Origin of the sequence: Aeromonas sp. FDAARGOS 1418, from assembly GCF_019048585.1 — a bacterium.
Lineage (GTDB): Bacteria > Pseudomonadota > Gammaproteobacteria > Enterobacterales > Aeromonadaceae > Aeromonas > Aeromonas caviae.
The window spans coordinates 3,074,909-3,092,099 of sequence record NZ_CP077387.1 but is presented as its reverse complement, the minus strand read 5'-3'; the positions used below and the strand labels follow the sequence as shown (position 1 = coordinate 3,092,099).

Here is a 17,191-nt window from a genome sequence, read left to right as displayed (position 1 = left end):
ATTATCAGTCCCGCTTTTTCCGCGCTTTTGGCATAATGCCCGCTTTTGCAGCGGGACATGCCTTTGACCATCATCCAGACCCTGTTCAAGCCAGACGGCCCCCTGGCCCGCCATATTGACGGCTTCAAGGCCCGTGCCCCGCAACTGGAGATGGCCGAGGCGGTGTCCCGTGCCATCAAGCAAGGTGGCCGCTTGCTGGTGGAGGCTGGAACGGGCACTGGCAAAACCTATGCCTATCTGGTCCCTGCGCTGGAATCCGGCAAGCGGGTGGTGATCAGCACCGGGTCCAAGAATCTGCAGGAGCAGCTCTTCTATCGGGATCTGCCCACCATCAGGGGGGCGCTTCACTACACCCCGCCGGTGGCACTGCTCAAGGGGCGCAGCAATTACCTCTGCATCGAGCGGATGAACCGGCTGTTGAGTGAATCCCATCTGCAAAAGCCCGAGATCCTGAGCGATCTCGTGAAGGTCAAATCCTGGTCGACTGCCACCGACAACGGCGATGTGGGGGATATCCCGGGGCTACAGGAGAACGCCGAGATCCTTGCCCATGTCACCAGCACCAACGACAACTGCCTGGGTCGCGACTGCCCCTATTACGATGATTGTCACTTGGTCATCGCCCGGCGCCGTGCCATGGACGCCCAGGTGGTGGTGATCAACCACCACCTCTTTTTCGCCGACATGGCGGTCAAAGACACCGGCTTTGGCGAGCTGGTGCCCGAGGCGCAGGTCTATGTATTCGACGAGGCGCACCAGCTGCCCGAGATCGCCAGCCACTACTTCGGCAAGTCCGTGGGTAGCCGCACCATCCAGGATTTGGCGCAGGATATCCAGCTTGCCTACCGGGCAGAGGCTCATGACATGGCCCAGCTTGGCAAGGCGGCGGACAGGCTTGCCATTGCCAGTCAGGATCTGCGCCTTGCCTTCGGCGTGGAGGGGGGGCGCGGCAACACCCGGGATCTGCTGAGACAATCCCTCTGGGCCCAGGCGCTGGCCCGCCTCAACGATGCCATCGGGCTCTGTTATGAAGTGCTGAAACTGGCGCTCGGGCGAGGGGAGCAGCTGGATCACTGTTTCGAGCGCATCAGCGAGCTGCGTACTCGCCTTGGGGAGGTGCTGGCGGTCAACCAGACCGGTTTCTCCTACTGGTATGACTGTTCGCGTCTGCACTTCACCCTCAATCTGACGCCGCTGTCGGTCGCCGAGCGCTTCGGTGCCGAGGTGCAGCGCCCCGAGGTGGCCTGGGTCTTCACCTCGGCCACCTTGACGGTGGACAATCGCTTCGCCCACTTCGTCGCCGAGATGGGGCTGGCCGGCAGCGCCGAACTCATTCTCGACAGTCCGTTCGATTACGCCGAGCAAGCGCGCCTGTGCGTACCCCGTTTCCTGCCAGAGCCCAATGCCTTCGGGCGCGGGGAGCAGCTGGCGACCCTGATGATCCCCCTCATCAACAAGACGCCGGGGGGGTGCTTCTTCCTCTGCACCAGCCATCAGGTGATGCGCCAGGTGGCCGAGGTGCTGCGCCGGGAAATCGGCCGCACCGTCCTGCTGCAAGGGGAAGACAACAAGCAGCGGCTGCTCAAGACCTTCGTGGAGAACGGTCGGGCCGTGCTGGTGGCCACCAGCAGTTTCTGGGAGGGGATAGACGTGCGGGGGGCGGCATTGTCCTGTGTTATCATCGACAAACTGCCTTTTGCTAGCCCGGACGATCCCCAGCTCAAGGCACGGGTGGAGGATTGCAAGCTCAAGGGGGGGGATCCCTTTGCCGAGCTGCAGTTGCCCAAGGCGGTGATTGCCCTCAAGCAGGGGGTGGGGCGGCTCATCCGTGATCGCAGTGATCACGGCGTACTGGTTATTTGTGATCCCCGGGTGGTCAACAAGCCCTATGGCGCCACCTTCATCAAGAGCCTGCCTGCCATTCCACGGACCCGGGAGCTGGCGACCCTGGGAGAATTTTTCGGACCACGGGAGTGAGTCCGCCGCGCCGGGGCTGATTGCACCCGGCCATGCATGACGGCAGGCCTTGGCCATGCTGACGATTTAACTGACTGATGTGAAGAGAATAAAAAGAATGGATGAGTTGAAGATCCTGGCCGTGGATACCGCCACCGAAGCCTGCTCCGCAGCCCTCTTGGTGGGCGATAGCCTCTACTCCCGCTGGGAAGAGGCGCCCCGTGACCATACCCGCAAGATCCTGCCCATGGTTCAGGCTCTGTTGGATGAAGCCGGTCTATCGTTGGATGAGCTCGACGCCATCGCCTTCGGTCGTGGGCCTGGCTCCTTCACCGGGGTACGGATCGGGATCAGCGTGGCCCAGGGGCTCGCCTTTGGTGCCGGCGTACCGATGATCGGTGTCTCCACCCTGGCAGCCATGGCCCAGGGGGCCCATAAGCTGGAAGGGGCCGAGCAGGTGCTTGCCGCCATCGATGCGCGCATGGACGAGGTCTATTTCGGCCACTACGCCTTGGTGGACGGGGTGATGACGCTGGTGGGCGAGGAGGTGGTGAGCGAGCCTGCCGCACTGGTGCAGGCCCGTGACAAGCTGACTGGCGCGGTGAGCTGCGTTGGCACCGGTTTTGAAACCTATGGCGAGACTCTGGGCGGCCTGGCAGATGTGCTGATGCCAAGCCAGGTGCGTTTCCCGGCGGCCGCCGACATGCTGCCTCTGGCACGCCAGGCCTGGTTTGCGGGTGAGGCGGTGCCGGTTGAGCAAGCCACCCCTGTCTATCTGCGTGACAAGGTGACCTGGAAGAAACTGCCGGGTCGCGAATAGGCGGCAACAGCTGCCCCGGGCTGCTTTGTCGGACGATGAAGGAGAGACGAATGAGAAAATCCGTGATCATGCTGGGATTGGTGGGGCTGCTGCTGGGCGGTTGCAGCACGGTGCCCAAAGAGCTTGCCTATGAGCCTGCGGATCAGCTGGTGGCCTATCAACCTGCCCTGCAGGGAATGGAAGGCAAGCCGGCCCGCTGGAGCGGTGTCATCTCGGCGGTCCACAACAAGGCGGATCAGAGTGTCATCGAGGTGGTCTATCTGCCCCTCAAGTCCAACGGGGTGCCGGAGCAGACCGAGCAGAGCCCAGGTCGTTTTCTCGCCATCATGCAAGGGTTTGTCGACCCGACCCTCTATGCCAAGGGTCGCAGCCTGACGGTGCTCGGCACCCTCGACAAGCCGGTGGACAGCCAGATTGGCGAGCACAAGTATCGCTTCTCGGTACTCAAGGTGACGGGGAGCAAGCTGTGGCCACCGGTGAAGGAGGTGGAGATCCGCTACATGGATCCCTACTTTTACGATCCTTTCTATGATCCCTTCTGGCCCAGACGGCCCCTGCGCCGCTGAGGAGCCCGGATGACGGCGACATTGCAGGAGCGCAGGCTGCGCCTGGCGGACGGGCGGCACATCGCCCTGCTGGACAATGGTCAGGAGGGCAGACCGCTGCTGGTGGCCCTCCATGGCTGGCTCGACAACGGTGCCAGCTTTTTGCCTCTGGCCCCCTGGCTGGGGGCGTTTCATCTGGTCTGCGTCGATCTGCCGGGCCATGGTCACTCCGATCACAAGTCGACTCCCTATGTCTTCGTGGACTGGCTGGATGATCTCTACCAGATCACCCAGGCCGCGGGCTGGCAGCGTTTCATCCTGCTTGGTCACTCCCTGGGGGCGCTGATTGCCTCTGCCTATGCCGGCGTTTTTCCCGAACAAATTGAGCGGCTCATTCTGCTGGAGGGGCTCGGCCCCTTGAGCCAGCCCGACGAGGAGGTGCCGGGGCAGCTGCGCCGCGCCATCCTCAACCGCACTCGTACCCGTGAGCGTGCAACCAGTGGATTTGCCACCCTCGAGGAGGCGGTGGCTGCCCGCTGCAAGGTGGCGGACATCCCCCCGAGTGCGGCACGCCTTATCTGCGAGCGACAACTGGAGGTGCGGGCAGGGCGCTGGTATTGGCGCAGTGATCCCCGTCTTCGCGATCTCTCGCCCCTGCGCATGAGCGAGGGGCAGGCCCAGGCCCTGATCCGGGCCATCGCCTGTCCGGTGCTCTTTATCCGGGGAGAGCAGGGCTTCCCCGGGCTCCTGGCACAGTGGCAGTTGCGGGAGGCGGCCTTTGGCCACATTGAACGGGTGACAGTGGCAGGAGGCCATCATTTTCATATGGAAAATTCATCAGAAACCGCCGTTTATATCGAAAACTTCGCTCAAATCCGGTAGGATCGGCGGCTTTGAATCATGTCAGGTTTGCTTTCTCCCTCACATTTCCCGTTGTTAATTCACTGTTAATTGATGTTGCCTTATGTAAATATGTGCGGCATTAGAGCATGAACTTAAAACAACTGATTGAAATGGATGTGACAGGGACGGAGGCAACACAGTGAGCGCACAGGTGCGAGTTATGCAGGAGAAGTTCGTGGAAAGAGTCTGGCTGAAGCGTTATCCAGAAGGGGTGCCCGCCGAGATCAATCCAGACCAATACGGCTCTCTGGTCGAGATGTTTGAAGAGTCGGTGAACCAGTTCGCCGATCAACCCGCCTTCGTCAACATGGGGCAGACCATTACCTACCGTCGGCTGGAGGAGCAGTCCCGAGCCTTCGCCGCCTACCTGCAAAACGAGCTGAAGCTCGGCAAGGGGGACAGGGTGGCCGTGATGATGCCGAACCTGCTGCAATACCCCATCGCGGTATTCGGCATCCTGCGGGCCGGCATGACGGTGGTGAACGTCAACCCCCTCTATACCCCGCGCGAGCTGGAGCATCAGTTGAAAGACTCCGGCGCCAAGGCCATCGTCATCGTCTCCAACTTTGCCCACACCCTGGAAAAAGTGGTGTATGACACCCCGGTCAAGCATGTGATCCTGACCCGGATGGGAGACAACCTGGGGCTGGCCAAGGGGACCCTGGTCAACTTCGTGGTCAAATACGTCAAGAAGCTGGTGCCCAAGTACAACCTGCCCCATGCCAGCACCATGCGCCAGGCCCTCGCCAAGGGGCGCTACCTGCAGTACATCAAACCCGAGATCAGCAACCAGGACATCGCCTTCCTGCAATACACTGGCGGGACCACCGGCCTCTCCAAGGGGGCCATGCTGACTCATCGCAACATGATCGCCAACGTCGAGCAGTGCCTCGGTGTCTATGGCCCCGTGCTGGAGCGCGGCAAGGAGTTTGTGGTCACGGCGCTGCCGCTCTATCACGTCTTCGCCCTGACGGTGAACTGCCTGCTGTTCATGCGTCTGGGGGGCTACAACCTGCTCATCAGCAACCCCCGTGACATCCCGGGTTTTGTCAAAGAGATCAAGAAGTATCCTTTCACCTGCATCACCGGGGTGAACACCCTGTTCAACGCCCTGGTCAACAACGACGAGTTCAAGGGCATGGATTTTGCCAAGCTCAAGCTCACCATCGGTGGCGGCATGGCGGTGCAACGGGCGGTGGCCGAGCAGTGGAAGGGGCTGACCGGCACCCCGCTGCTGGAGGGCTATGGCCTGACCGAGTGCTCGCCCCTGGTGAGCGTCTGCCCCTATGATCTGGTGGATTACAACGGCTCCATCGGTCTGCCGGTCTGCTCCACCGAGATCCGTCTGGTGGATGACGAGGGGAACCAGGTCACCGAACGGGGTGCCCCCGGCGAGATGCAGGTACGCGGTCCTCAGGTGATGACCGGCTACTGGCAGCGCCCGGAGGCGACCGCCGAGGTGATGCAGGATGGCTGGCTCTGCACCGGCGACATCGCGGTATGCGACGAGCAGGGCTTCTTCAAGATCGTCGATCGCAAGAAGGACATGATCCTGGTCTCCGGCTTCAACGTCTACCCGAACGAGATAGAAGACGTGGTAGCCCTGCATCCCAAGGTGCTGGAGGTGGCCGCCGTCGGCGTACCCAACCCGGTGTCCGGCGAGCAGGTGAAGATCTTCGTGGTCAAGAAAGATGCAAAGCTGGCGGAAGAGGAGATAATTGCCCACTGCCGCAAACATCTGACTGCCTATAAGGTGCCGAAACTGGTAGAATTTCGCGACGAACTTCCCAAGACCAACGTGGGCAAGATCCTGCGCCGCGTGCTGCGCGACGAGGAGATTGCCAAGCAGTAACCGGCATGCACTGCTTTGCAGTCCAGCGCTGTCGTTATGCAAAACCGTGGGACATCCACGGTTTTTTCTTTCTGGATCCGACCAACGTGCAGGCAACGATGCAATATCAACTCATTTCACAGCAAGCCGAACTGGATCAGTATCTCGCTTCTCTGGCCGACGTTCCCCTGGCCATCGATACCGAATTCGTTCGCACCCGTACCTACTATCCCCAGCTCGGTCTGTTCCAGATCTACGATGGCAAGCAGCTTGCCCTGCTCGATCCCCTGACCCTGGATCTCTCCGGTTTGTGGCAGCGCCTCGGTCGGGCCGGACAGATTGCCATCCTGCACGCCTCCGGTGAGGATCTGGAGCTCATCCAGCATCAGGCGGGTCACCTGCCCAACCAGATGCACGATACCCAGCTGGCGGCAGCCTTCCTGGGCCATGGCGTGTCGGTGGGGTTTGGCGCCCTGGTCAACGAATTCCTCGGGGTCGAGCTTGAGAAGGATCAGGCCCGTACCGACTGGCTGGCGCGCCCCCTTACCCCTCGTCAGCTGGAATATGCCGCGGCGGATGTCTTCTACCTCATGCCCCTCTACGAGAAGGTGATGGCCAGACTGCGCGAGAGCGGCAAGTTCCCCTGGTTCGAGCAGGAGTGCCAGAACCACTCCGCCCGCAAGACCCAGGGCAGCGATCCCCGTCAGGCCTACCTCGAGATAGTCAACGCCTGGCAACTGGGTCGCCGCGAGCTGGCCATCCTGCGCGAGCTGGCCGCCTGGCGCCAGCAGGAAGCGGTACGCCGGGATCTCGCCCTCAACTTCGTGGTGAAAGAGCTGCACCTGTTCAAGGTGGCGGAGCGTCGTCCCGCTTCCCTTCGGGATCTCAACGAGCTGGGCCTCTCGCCCATCGAGATCAAGATCCACGGCAAGCGGATGCTGGACATCGTCGCCGCCGCCCAGCAGAGCGACCCTGCGAGCTGGCCCGATCCCATCCGCCGTCTGGTGGACTTCCCCCAGTACAAGGCCGAGCTCAAGCGCATCAAGGCCATGGTGGAGGAGAAGGCCAAGGCCAGCAACATTCCACCGGAGCTGGTGGCGAGCAAGAAGATCATCCACCAGTACTTCACCTGGAGCTGGCGCATGAGTGCCGAGGAACGGGCCAGGGCGGACAAGCCCATGCTGCTGCAAGGGTGGCGTCATGAGCTGGTAGGCCACCTGCTGGCCCAGTGACGAGTACGCAGTACGAGAAGGGGAGTCCATGACTCCCCTTTTTCATGCCTGTGCGGCTGCCCCCAGGGGTTGCCGGGATCGTCGCACCAGGGGGTTGGTCATGATGGGAAGCGAGAAGGGGTGGAGGAGGAAAATGGCGGGCACAAAGGGTGCCCCCATCAGAGTTCGTGAGCGTGGAATCCCTTGCGGTAGCGGGCCTCGCAGCGCGGGCAGCGTTGCAGGGTCGGATCCTGTTCCAGCTGTTCAGGGAGCAGCGGCTCCTCACAATCGGAGCAGAAGCCATAGAGCCCCAGATCCATCTGGCAGAGCGCCGCGTCGAGCCGCTTGAGGCGTGCCACGTTGTGTTCCACCCCGGGCAGATCGAGACGGCTGGTCAGATCAACCAGTTGATCCCGCTCGCAGCGCTCCACCTTCTGTGCCCAGTCATCTTGTCGACAGGCCTTGAGCTGACGGATCAGCTCCTCTCTTGTTTGCGCCCAGTCGGTCAGAAGGCGCTGATGCCATTCGGCCAACCGGACTTGCGTCACTTCACACACAGCAGCCCCCAAAAACGAGTGATAAAACTCGGCCAGTATAGGGAAACCCGCGGTTTATCAAGATGACATGAGTCAAGTTAACCGTGCTTTGACGGGTTTTTCCGGCAGGTGCTGCGGCTTGCCGGTGATGACGTAGAGCACTCCCGCCACCAGACAGACGACACCCACCAGGGTACTCATGGGGGGCATGATCCCGCGCAGCATAAAAGCATACAAGAGCCCCGCCAGAGTCTCGAACACGATGAGCGGCCCGACCAGCACGGTCGGCAGGCGCTGGCTCGCCTCGTTCCAGCACAGGGTGCCGAGCCAGGAGCAGAAGAGCCCCACCGCCCCCATCAGCAGCACGAAGCGCAGGGGCGTCGGCCCGAAGGGCAGGGGAAAGTCCGGTGCGCTCAGGGCAAGATGGCCGAGACTGCCGAGATAGGCAATGAGCGCCACCGGCAGGGTCACCAGCCCCTGGGCGGTGGCCCAGACGGCCGGACTGCGGCCCGGGTGCTCGCGCAGCCAGCGGGCGTTGCGCAGGGGATACCAAGTCCAGCACAGCACGGCGCCCACCGCCAGGGCGAGCCCAAGCAGTTGTTCGGTGCGCGCCTCGGTGTGCCAGGTGAGCTCGGCGCTGTTGACCAGATAGAGGCCGGCCCCCATCAGCACCAGGGACGGGTAGAGCCGGGTGCGGGAGAGGCGACCGTCCCGTGCGCCATAGAGGCGGTTGGCGGCCAGGGCCGTCACCACCGGCAGGGTGCCGATAAACATGGCCGCCAGGGGCGAGCCGATGCGCAAGATGGCCCCCGACAGGCAGAAGTAGTAGAGGAGGTTCCCCACCAGAGTGAGGGCGAGGGCTTCTCGCCAGTCGCTGGCCGAGAGGGCCGCCAGGTGTTTGCGTGCCTGCCAGGCGAGCGGCAGTACGATGAGGCCGAAGGCGAGGTAGCGGCCGCTCGCGAGCAGGGCGGGGGGATAGCCGTCCACCAAGAGGGGGGCGACGAAGATGAGCCCCCACATCAGGCCGGCCAGCAGGGCAAACAGGACTCCGATCAACATGTTTCATATCCGCTAAAGAAGAAGGAGGCCAGCCTAGCAGGGGGGAAGGGGGGGCGTATTGAACCAGATTGCGCTTTAGCGGCCAGCCTGCACCTGTTTCTGGTAGCGGACCGGGGTGGTGCCATAGCGGCGCAGGAAGGCACGGTTGAGGTGGGATTGATCGGCCAGACCACAGGCGGCGGCCACCTCGGCAGCGGGCAGGCCGGCAGCCAGCCACCCCTTGGCGCGCTGCAGGCGGATGGCCATCAACATCTGCTGGGGGGTGACGTGAAAGCGGGCCTTGAAGCTGCGCTGGAAGTGGTAGGGGCTGAGGTTCACTGCACCGGCCAGCTCGGCCAGGGTAATGGGGCGAGCGAAACAGGCCTGCATATAGTCAATAGCGCGGCCCAGAGGGTGGGCCGCTTCGCGCGGGGCCGCCAGGGTCCGGGCATGGGGGCGCAGGGTCTCGCACACCCTTAGCAGCAGGCCGTCGGCGGCGAGCTCTCTGTCACAGTGCCAGAGGGCATCCAGGGCTGCCTGCAGGACGGGGGCAGTGCGCGGATCGCTTCGCACGGCATCGGTGAAATACCAGTCGCGCTCGCCGCTGATGGCCTCGAGCCGGTCGGCGGGCAGGTAGAGCATGCGATAGCGCCATCCCTGCTCGCAGGCTGACTCGCCCGTGTGCAGCTCATCGGGGTTCATCAGCACCAGGCTGCCGGGACCGGCCAGGAGCTGGCTGCCGCGATAGCGAAAGCGCTCGGCGCCGCACTCGATGACACCGAGGCCAAACCCCTCGTGACTATGGGGATCGAAGATGTGGTGCTGGATGTGGGCGCGATAGAGCTCGGTCGCAGGCTGCCCCGGCAGGGCGCGAAAATCGGCCCTGTCGTGCTGATGGGTAAAGTTGACCGGCACTCCCTGCATCCTGACCTCCTGTCAATGAGCCTTCATCATAGGGCGCCGCGGGGCGGCGGCCAAGTCTAGGCCTGTGAGGCGCACTCGCGCTCGAGGGCGGTGCGGATCTCCTCTGCGGTCTTGATGGTGCGGATGCGACGAAACAGCTCGTCGGCCTGGGGGTATTCCCGCACTATGTAGGAGAACCACTGCTTGATGCGACTCGGGTAGTAGTCGGCCTTGTCGCTCGCCAGATCCTGCTCGGTGTAGGTCACCATCAGTTGCAGTACCTCGGCCCAGTTCATGTGGGCACACCCCGTCTTCATCACGTTGGCCAGGTTGGGGAGGGAGATGGCGCCCCGGCCCACCATGAGGGCATCGCAACCGGACACCCGAGCACAGGTCAGGGCATCGGCATGGTTCCAGATCTCGCCGTTGGCGGTGACGGGGATGGGCAGAGCGCGGCGGATGGCGTCCACGTACTCCCAGTGGGCCGGCGCCTTGTAGCCTTCGCGCTTGGTGCGGGCATGCACCGCCAGCTCGTTGGCCCCCCCCTGATAGACGGCCTGGGCGTTGTCCAGATAGAGATCCTTGTCATCGTATCCCAGGCGGATCTTGGCGCTCACCGGCAGGTGGGCAGGCACGGCCTCCCGCACCGCCTTGACGATGCGATAGACGGTCTCGGGTTCCTTGAGCAGCACGGCGCCCCCCTTGCTCTTGTTGACCGTGGGGGCAGGGCAGCCGAAGTTGAGATCGACCCCGGGAGAGCCGAGCTCGATGGCCCGGATGGCATTTTCTGCCAGCCACTCCGGATGTTGTCCCAGCAGTTGCACCCGTACCGGGGTCCCTGCACGGGTCTTGCCATCCTGTTTCAGCTCGGGGCAGAGGCGATGGAAGACCTTGGCGGGCAGCAGTTGATCGACCACCCGGATGAATTCACTGACGCAGAGGTCGTAATCATTGACGGAGGTGAGGACCTCCCGCATCAGGTGATCCAGCACCCCCTGCATGGGGGCCAAAATAACGCGCATAGCTGCTTCCGAAGACAAGGGGAGAAAAAAGAGCGCAGATTGTAGTGGCAATGGCCGGGATTGTCAGCCGTCTGCCCACTCGATGGCCCCCATCGACGGTCGCAGACTGGGCCAGGCTGTCAGCTTCCGGGCCAACTCTGTTAGGCTAAAGGCAGAGATACATGCAGAGGAGTACCCATGAAACGCTGGTGTCTGATGGCCCTGGGCTGGCTTGCCTTCGCCACCGGGATAGTCGGGATAGTCCTGCCCCTGTTGCCGACCACCCCCTTCATGTTGCTGGCGGCGGCGCTGTTTGCGCGCTCCTCCCCCCGCTTTCATGGCTGGTTGCTGGCGCATCCCTGGTTTGGCCCCCCCATCCTCGATTGGCAGCAGTATCGCGGCATTCGCCGCCATGCCAGACGCCGCGCCATCATCTTCATCCTGATCTCGTTTTCGGTATCGCTGCTGGTGGTGCCATTGCCCTGGGTGAGATGGCTGCTGGTTGTCATAATGGTGATCCTGCTCACCTGGTTGATGCGTCTGCCGGTGCTGGAGCCGGTTGCAATGAAGAAGTGAAATCCCTAAGCTATCGCGGCAATAATGCTATGGAGTTGGCTCGTCATTTTTGCGTGACGGGCCTTTTTATTGCCCCCAGGCGGAGACCCCGTGCGCCGCCATGGCAGGGCTCAAAAAATAAGCGGTCAAATAATGAATCCGGAAACCCTGAAGTTTATCGAAGCGAGCATCAAGACCATTCCCGACTATCCGAAGCCGGGCATTCTGTTTCGCGACATCACCAGCCTGATCGAGAATGCCGAGGCCTTCAAGGCCACCATCGATCTGCTGGCCGATCATTACCGTGATCAAGGCATCACCAAGATTGTCGGCACCGAGGCCCGTGGCTTCATCTTCGGCGCCCCGGTTGCCTACGCCATGGGGCTGGGGTTCGTGCCGGTGCGCAAGCCGGGCAAGCTGCCCCGCGCCGTCATCGAGGAGTCCTACGCCCTGGAGTACGGCACCGACACTCTGCAACTGCACACCGATGCCATCGTGCCCGGTGACAAGGTGCTGGTGGTGGACGATCTGCTGGCCACCGGCGGCACCGTCGATGCCACCGTCAAGCTCATCCGCCGCGCCGGCGGTGAGGTAGCGGATGCCGCTTTCATCATCTCCCTGCCGTCCCTGGGCGGTGATGCCCGCCTGACCGCCGCCGGCGTCAAGGTGGTCTCTCTGGTGGAACTCGCGGGGGCGTAAATCGCCTCTTCGCGCGGCAGGCCTCGTCACCCTGCTTTCTGCCGCAAACCGGTGCCTGAACGGGCACCGGTTTGAAATTCAAGCGATCCCTCCCAAGGCGGCGCATCCCCCATACAGCCAGCCCTCCATTTGTGTTAGCATCCAGCCTCAATGCCTCGTTTCCCAGCATCGAGATCTATGAGCTATCAGGTTTTGGCGCGCAAATGGCGCCCCCATACGTTTGAACAAGTGGTCGGCCAGCAACATGTGCTGACTGCCCTGACCAATGCCCTGGATCAGGGACGGCTGCATCACGCCTACCTGCTGAGCGGGACCCGCGGGGTGGGCAAGACTACCATCGCCCGCATCCTGGCCAAGAGCCTCAACTGCGAGCAGGGGATCAGCAGCCATCCATGCGGTGTGTGCGATACCTGCCGCGAGATCGATCAGGGCAATTTCGTCGATCTGCTGGAAATCGATGCGGCGTCCCGCACCAAGGTGGAAGACACCCGCGAACTGCTCGACAACGTGCAGTACCGTCCGGCCCGTGGTCGTTTCAAGGTGTACCTCATCGATGAAGTGCACATGCTGTCGCGCCACAGCTTCAATGCGCTGCTCAAAACCCTGGAAGAGCCGCCCCCCTATGTGAAATTCCTGCTGGCCACCACGGATCCGCAGAAGCTCCCCATCACCATCCTCTCGCGCTGCCTGCAGTTTCATCTCAAGAGCCTGGATCAGACCCAGATTGCCAGGCAGCTCGAATGGGTGCTGGACCAGGAGGGCCAACCCTTCGAGCCTCGCGCCCTGCTGGCCCTGGCCAAGGCGGCCGACGGCAGCATGCGCGATGCCCTGAGCCTCACCGATCAGGCGTTGGCCCACGGCAACGGCAGCGTGCGCCTGGAGAGCGTGCTCACCATGCTGGGGACCCTCGATCATCACCACCTGCACCAGTTGCTGGAGGCAGTGCTGCGCCAGGATGCCCCGGCCACCATGGCCAAGATCACCGAGATTGCTACCCTGGGGCCGGATTTCGACCAGCTTCACGCCGAGCTGGAAGCCTTGCTCCATCGGGTGGCCATGGCGCAACTGCTGCCTGCGAGCGTGCAGGAGCAGGGGGCGGATGCCGATGCCTTGCTGCAGCTTGCCGGAGCCATGAGCCCGGAAGAGGTACAGCTCTGCTATCAAATCGTGCTGGGGGGGCGCAAGGATCTGCCCTGGGCCCCTGACGGGCGCACCGCACTGGAGATGACTTGTCTGCGGATGCTGGCCTTCTCGCCCCGGCGCGAGGTGGTCCATCCCGCCAACCTGGCGGCCCAGCCTCTCATGACAGGGCACACCGGCGTGATGGCGGCTGCGAGGGAAAACGCGCCGCTCCTGCCGGGAAAGCCTCAGGGGGCTGAGCCGGCCCCGGCTGCCAGCGCAGCACCACAGGCTCCCGCCGCGCCAGCATCGGTCCTTGAGGCCGAGCACGTCGCCCCCGCACTCAAGGCGGAGGAGGGCGCAGTGCTGGATCCGCTCTTTGCCGAGCAGGATGAGCTGCTGCGCGAGGCCGAACGGATGGGTTACGAGGCCGTGGTGCCCACCAGTCCGCCTGCAGAGCCTGCCTCTGCGCCGTTGGCGGCGGATGACGCCGGGCAGACGCAGCAGGTTGAGGTTCAAGGGGAAGACGTCACCATCTCTTCGACCTCCAGCATGCAGAGCCTGCTTGGCAAGCGCAATCTGCTGCGAAGCCGCCTGCGTGGCGAGCAGAGTGCAAACGCCGCGCCTGCCCGGATCACTCCCGTCAAACCGGTGGCCGCGACCAAACCGGCCCCTGCGATGCCTGCCGGCGCGACTTCGCCCCTGGCCGAGGTGCAACCAGCGGCGCGGCCCGAGATGCCGGGGCAGGGATCTGCCATGCAAACGGGGTATGACGACCTGCCCCCTCTCGATGCCTATGAAGAGGGGGCCAGTGACTACGAAGAGTATCTGAATCAGGGGTTTGACGAGGGGTTTGCCAGTGCCCCGTTGCCCACGCGGGCAGTGACTTCCGCTCAGCCAGCTCCCGCCACCATGGCTCCTCCTTCGCAGGAGGATCTGCCGCCCTGGGATCTGGGCGCTGACGTCGGCAGCGCGGATGCGGCGGCACCTGCGGTTGTCGCTATGGTGTCTGCCGCGCCTCCAGTGGCCGCCAGCGAGCCTCAGCCCGCCATTGCATTGATGGAGACCATCGACTGGGATGCCCTGGAGAGCGACGCCCAGCCCGAGGAGGAGGGAGAGGTCGCCCGTCTGATCCCCTCGTCCTTGCTGGTCAATTGCGGGGACGCCTGGGCCGAGCTCATCGCCCGCACCGGGGTGGGTGGTCGGCTGCGTCAACTGGCCATCAACGCGGTGATGACCCGGGAAGGCAATCGGGTCTCCCTGCTGCTCAAACCCGAGCAGCGCCATCTGGTGAGCGACAAGGCCCGCGCCGATCTGGCCGAGATCATCGGTCCCGAGCTGGGCGGCCCGGTTCACATCGATGTGACCCTGGGCTCGGATCCCGCGCGGGAGACGCCGCTCGAGATAGAGCATCGTCTCTATCTCGGGGTGCGTGAACAGGTGAGCCGGGATCTGGCGGCGGATCCCAACGTACAATTCTTGCAGCAGCGTTTCGGCGCCGTGCTCCATCCCGAGAGCATCGAACCCCTGAGTCGCTGAATTGCGGTGAAAAAACCGTGCCGGGGCTTGCCCCCGGTTGAAAAAACCTTTGGCTGCCCCCACTTAGGGCAGATGAACCCACAGCCCGGCGCTGGATGCCGGATTTCAAGACGAGAGACGATCTATGTTTGGTAAAGGTGGAATGGGTAACCTGATGAAACAGGCCCAACAGATGCAAGAGCGCATGCAGAAGATGCAAGAGCAGCTGGCCCAGATGGAAGTGGTCGGCGAGGCGGGAGCAGGCATGGTCAAGGTGACCATGGCCGGCAGCCACAGCGTGCGTCGTATCGAGATCGATCCCAGCCTGATGGAAGATGACAAGGAGATGCTGGAAGATCTGGTCGCCGCCGCCGTCAATGACGCCGTGCGCCGCGTGGAAGAGCAGAACAAGGCCAAGATGGGCGAGCTGACCGGCGGCATGCAACTGCCCCCGGGCTTCAAGATGCCCTTCTGAGGATACTGCCCGTATCTGTTTCCCCTCCTCTGAGAAGGGGAAAAATGAAAAGGCCAGAGCCAAGCTCTGGCCTTTTGCATGTCGGCACCCCCGGGAACGGCCATGCACAGATCATGGCGGGGGCGGCGCACTTGCCTGCCCCAGGGGGGAGAAGCCCTCGACCAGATGATCGATGAGGGCGCGGATGGCAGGCAGCAGACCGCGGCGTGAGGGGAAGACCGCGTGGATCACCTCCTGGCGCGGGGCCCAGTCGGGGAGCAGACGCACCAGCCGGCCATCGGCCAGGGGCTCATTCATCATCATGGTGGGCAGTTGCACGACCCCGAGCCCGTCGATCGCCCCCTGACGCAATGTCTGCATGTCGGTGGTGGCAAAGCGGGGGCTGTGGTGCTGTTTGACTCGGGCCCCATCGGGGCCCAGCAGGGTCCAGTGATGGCCTTCCAGGCTGGCGCCATGACCGAGGCTCGGCCATGACAGCAGATCTGCGGGGGCCCGGGGCATGCCGAGTGACGCGACAAGGGCCGGACTTGCCACCAGACACTGGGTCGCATAACCCAGCACCCGCATGGCGAGATCGCTGTCCTCCAGGGGCAGTGGTCGCACCCTGAGCGCCATGTCCAACCCCTCCGCGACCAAATCCACCGCCCGGTTGACCCCGACGAGTTGCACCTTGACGCTGGGATGGGCCAGGGCGAAGGAGACCAGCATCCTCCCTACGTGGGCGTGCAGCAGATCGATGGGGCAGGCGATGCGAACCAGACCGCAAGGCTCGCTCTGGGTCGCGGCGATGAGATCCTGCGCCGCATCGGCTTCCACCAGCATGGCCCGGCAACGGGTGTAATAAGCCTGCCCGAGTTCGGTGACGGTGAAGCTGCGGGTGGAACGCTGGATAAGACGCACTCCGAGTCGCTCCTCCAGCATGGCGATGCGGCGGCTGAGCCGCGATTTTGGCATGCCGAGGGCCCTGCCAGCCTGGGCAAAGCCCCCGTGATCCACCACCTGGACATAGAAATAGAGGTCGTTGAGATCCTGTTGCATGGGTTTATCGTTCACAAAATAGGACGCTGATGGCAAATTTTACGTCTACCGGGTGCAGCGTTCCAGACTCACAATGCGAGCAACGGCACATCCCGTGACGATCACCCAGGAGAGCATCATGAAAAGAGTCATCGGTATTTACAGCGCCCCTCGACAACACTGGGTCGGCGACGGATTCCCGGTTCGCTCGCTGTTCTCGTATCAGACCCATGGCCGCGCCTTGAGCCCCTTCCTGCTGCTGGACAGGGCTGGTCCGGCACATTTCGAGCCCGCCGATCATGCCAGGGGAGTGGGGGAGCACCCGCACCGTGGCTTCGAGACGGTCACCATCGTCTATGAAGGGGAGGTCGCCCATCGCGACTCGACCGGCCAGGGGGGGATCATCGGTCCGGGAGACGTGCAGTGGATGACGGCCGCCGCCGGCATCATGCACGACGAGTTCCACTCCCAGGGGTTCACCCGTCGTGGTGGCACCCTCGACATGGTGCAGTTGTGGGTCAACCTGCCCGCCAAACACAAGATGTCGATGCCCGGTTATCAGGGCATCACCAGCGACACCATCCCGCAACTGAGCCTCAAGGAGGGCGATGTGCGGGTGCGCATCATCGCCGGGAACGATGCCGGGTTGCAACAAGGCGAGGTAGAGGGGCCAGCCCGAACCTTCTCGCCCATGAACATCTGGGATCTGCGGCTCAAGGGCGGGGCCAGCGTGGTGCTGCCGGCGGTAGCGGGATGGAACAGCGCCTTGGTGGTGCTCAAGGGCTCTCTCTTGATCAACGGTCAGGAGCGCGCGGGCGAAGCACAACTGGTGCTGCTCGATCCCAACGGGGAGGAGTTCATGCTGGAGGCGGAGGGCGAGGCCAGCTTGTTGCTGTTGAGTGGCGAGCCCATCGATGAACCCATCGTGGGTTATGGGCCCTTTGTCATGAACAGCGAGGCAGAGATCCATCAGGCGATAGATGATTTCAACAGCGGCCGGTTCGCCGTCATCGCCCCCTGAGACAATCCCGATAAAAACAAAGCGCCTGATGGCGCTTTGTTTT

At 63.1% G+C, this 17,191-nt stretch carries 16 protein-coding genes; 11 read left to right on the top strand and 5 right to left on the bottom strand.

The features are described 5' to 3' along the window. Positions 1–57 precede the first annotated feature (57 nt). The 6 genes from I6L48_RS14450 (at position 58) to rnd (ending at position 7,287) form a co-directional block, all read left to right on the top strand. Entirely contained in the window at positions 58–1,977 is a 1,920-nt protein-coding gene (locus tag I6L48_RS14450; protein ID WP_201922112.1) for an ATP-dependent DNA helicase, read from the top strand. 97 nt (positions 1,978–2,074) lie between these two features. Beyond that, positions 2,075–2,776 carry a tRNA (adenosine(37)-N6)-threonylcarbamoyltransferase complex dimerization subunit type 1 TsaB gene (gene tsaB, locus I6L48_RS14445; protein ID WP_069651243.1) on the top strand — a complete coding sequence of 234 codons (702 nt, stop codon included), beginning with the start codon at positions 2,075–2,077 and terminating at the stop codon, positions 2,774–2,776. Between the two features lie 50 nt (positions 2,777–2,826). After that, the gene (locus I6L48_RS14440) at positions 2,827–3,342 is read left to right on the top strand and encodes a Slp family lipoprotein (protein ID WP_039039136.1); all 516 of its coding nucleotides are present in this window, start codon (positions 2,827–2,829) and stop codon (positions 3,340–3,342) included. Between the two features lie 9 nt (positions 3,343–3,351). After that, complete coding sequence (locus tag I6L48_RS14435) at positions 3,352–4,203, top strand: alpha/beta fold hydrolase (protein ID WP_201922115.1); 852 nt, start codon at positions 3,352–3,354, stop codon at positions 4,201–4,203. A gap of 196 nt (positions 4,204–4,399) precedes the next feature. Further along, positions 4,400–6,076 carry a long-chain-fatty-acid--CoA ligase FadD gene (gene fadD, locus I6L48_RS14430; RefSeq protein ID WP_010674700.1) on the top strand — a complete coding sequence of 559 codons (1,677 nt, stop codon included), beginning with the start codon at positions 4,400–4,402 and terminating at the stop codon, positions 6,074–6,076. A gap of 98 nt (positions 6,077–6,174) precedes the next feature. Beyond that, complete coding sequence (gene rnd / locus I6L48_RS14425; protein ID WP_039039174.1) at positions 6,175–7,287, top strand: ribonuclease D; 1,113 nt, start codon at positions 6,175–6,177, stop codon at positions 7,285–7,287. Positions 7,288–7,445: 158 nt separating this feature from the next. Here the strand turns inward: rnd and I6L48_RS14420 are convergent, their stop codons facing one another. The 4 genes from I6L48_RS14420 to dusC form a co-directional block, all read right to left on the bottom strand. Then, positions 7,446–7,814, bottom strand: a complete 369-nt coding sequence (locus tag I6L48_RS14420; RefSeq protein WP_216988078.1) for a TraR/DksA C4-type zinc finger protein — start codon at positions 7,812–7,814, stop codon at positions 7,446–7,448. 81 nt (positions 7,815–7,895) lie between these two features. After that, complete coding sequence (locus I6L48_RS14415; protein WP_171865380.1) at positions 7,896–8,861, bottom strand: DMT family transporter; 966 nt, start codon at positions 8,859–8,861, stop codon at positions 7,896–7,898. A gap of 75 nt (positions 8,862–8,936) precedes the next feature. After that, complete coding sequence (locus I6L48_RS14410; protein ID WP_167825584.1) at positions 8,937–9,764, bottom strand: AraC family transcriptional regulator; 828 nt, start codon at positions 9,762–9,764, stop codon at positions 8,937–8,939. A gap of 56 nt (positions 9,765–9,820) precedes the next feature. Then, a complete protein-coding gene (gene dusC / locus I6L48_RS14405) occupies positions 9,821–10,765 on the bottom strand; it encodes a tRNA dihydrouridine(16) synthase DusC (protein WP_167825585.1) in 945 nt (314 codons plus the stop codon). Between the two features lie 177 nt (positions 10,766–10,942). On the opposite strand from dusC, the gene I6L48_RS14400 reads away from it, so the two are divergent. The 4 genes from I6L48_RS14400 to I6L48_RS14385 all read left to right on the top strand — a co-directional run bounded on the left by I6L48_RS14400 (position 10,943) and on the right by I6L48_RS14385 (position 15,110). Beyond that, a complete protein-coding gene (locus I6L48_RS14400) occupies positions 10,943–11,320 on the top strand; it encodes a YbaN family protein (RefSeq protein WP_039039141.1) in 378 nt (125 codons plus the stop codon). 132 nt (positions 11,321–11,452) lie between these two features. Beyond that, on the top strand, positions 11,453–11,998 hold the full coding sequence (gene apt, locus I6L48_RS14395) for an adenine phosphoribosyltransferase (protein ID WP_010674707.1): 546 nt from the start codon (positions 11,453–11,455) through the stop codon (positions 11,996–11,998). Between the two features lie 177 nt (positions 11,999–12,175). Next, complete coding sequence (dnaX, locus tag I6L48_RS14390) at positions 12,176–14,656, top strand: DNA polymerase III subunit gamma/tau (RefSeq protein ID WP_216987366.1); 2,481 nt, start codon at positions 12,176–12,178, stop codon at positions 14,654–14,656. Between the two features lie 124 nt (positions 14,657–14,780). Further along, positions 14,781–15,110: a YbaB/EbfC family nucleoid-associated protein gene (locus I6L48_RS14385; protein ID WP_005301028.1), complete on the top strand. Its 330-nt coding sequence runs from the start codon at positions 14,781–14,783 to the stop codon at positions 15,108–15,110. Between the two features lie 111 nt (positions 15,111–15,221). Here the strand turns inward: I6L48_RS14385 and I6L48_RS14380 are convergent, their stop codons facing one another. Next, positions 15,222–16,148 (bottom strand): LysR family transcriptional regulator, encoded by a 927-nt coding sequence (locus tag I6L48_RS14380; protein ID WP_042863849.1) that lies wholly within the window; start codon positions 16,146–16,148, stop codon positions 15,222–15,224. Positions 16,149–16,266: 118 nt separating this feature from the next. Between I6L48_RS14380 and I6L48_RS14375 the strand changes: the two genes are divergently transcribed. Then, positions 16,267–17,148: a pirin family protein gene (locus I6L48_RS14375; RefSeq protein ID WP_216987365.1), complete on the top strand. Its 882-nt coding sequence runs from the start codon at positions 16,267–16,269 to the stop codon at positions 17,146–17,148. Positions 17,149–17,191 lie beyond the last annotated feature (43 nt).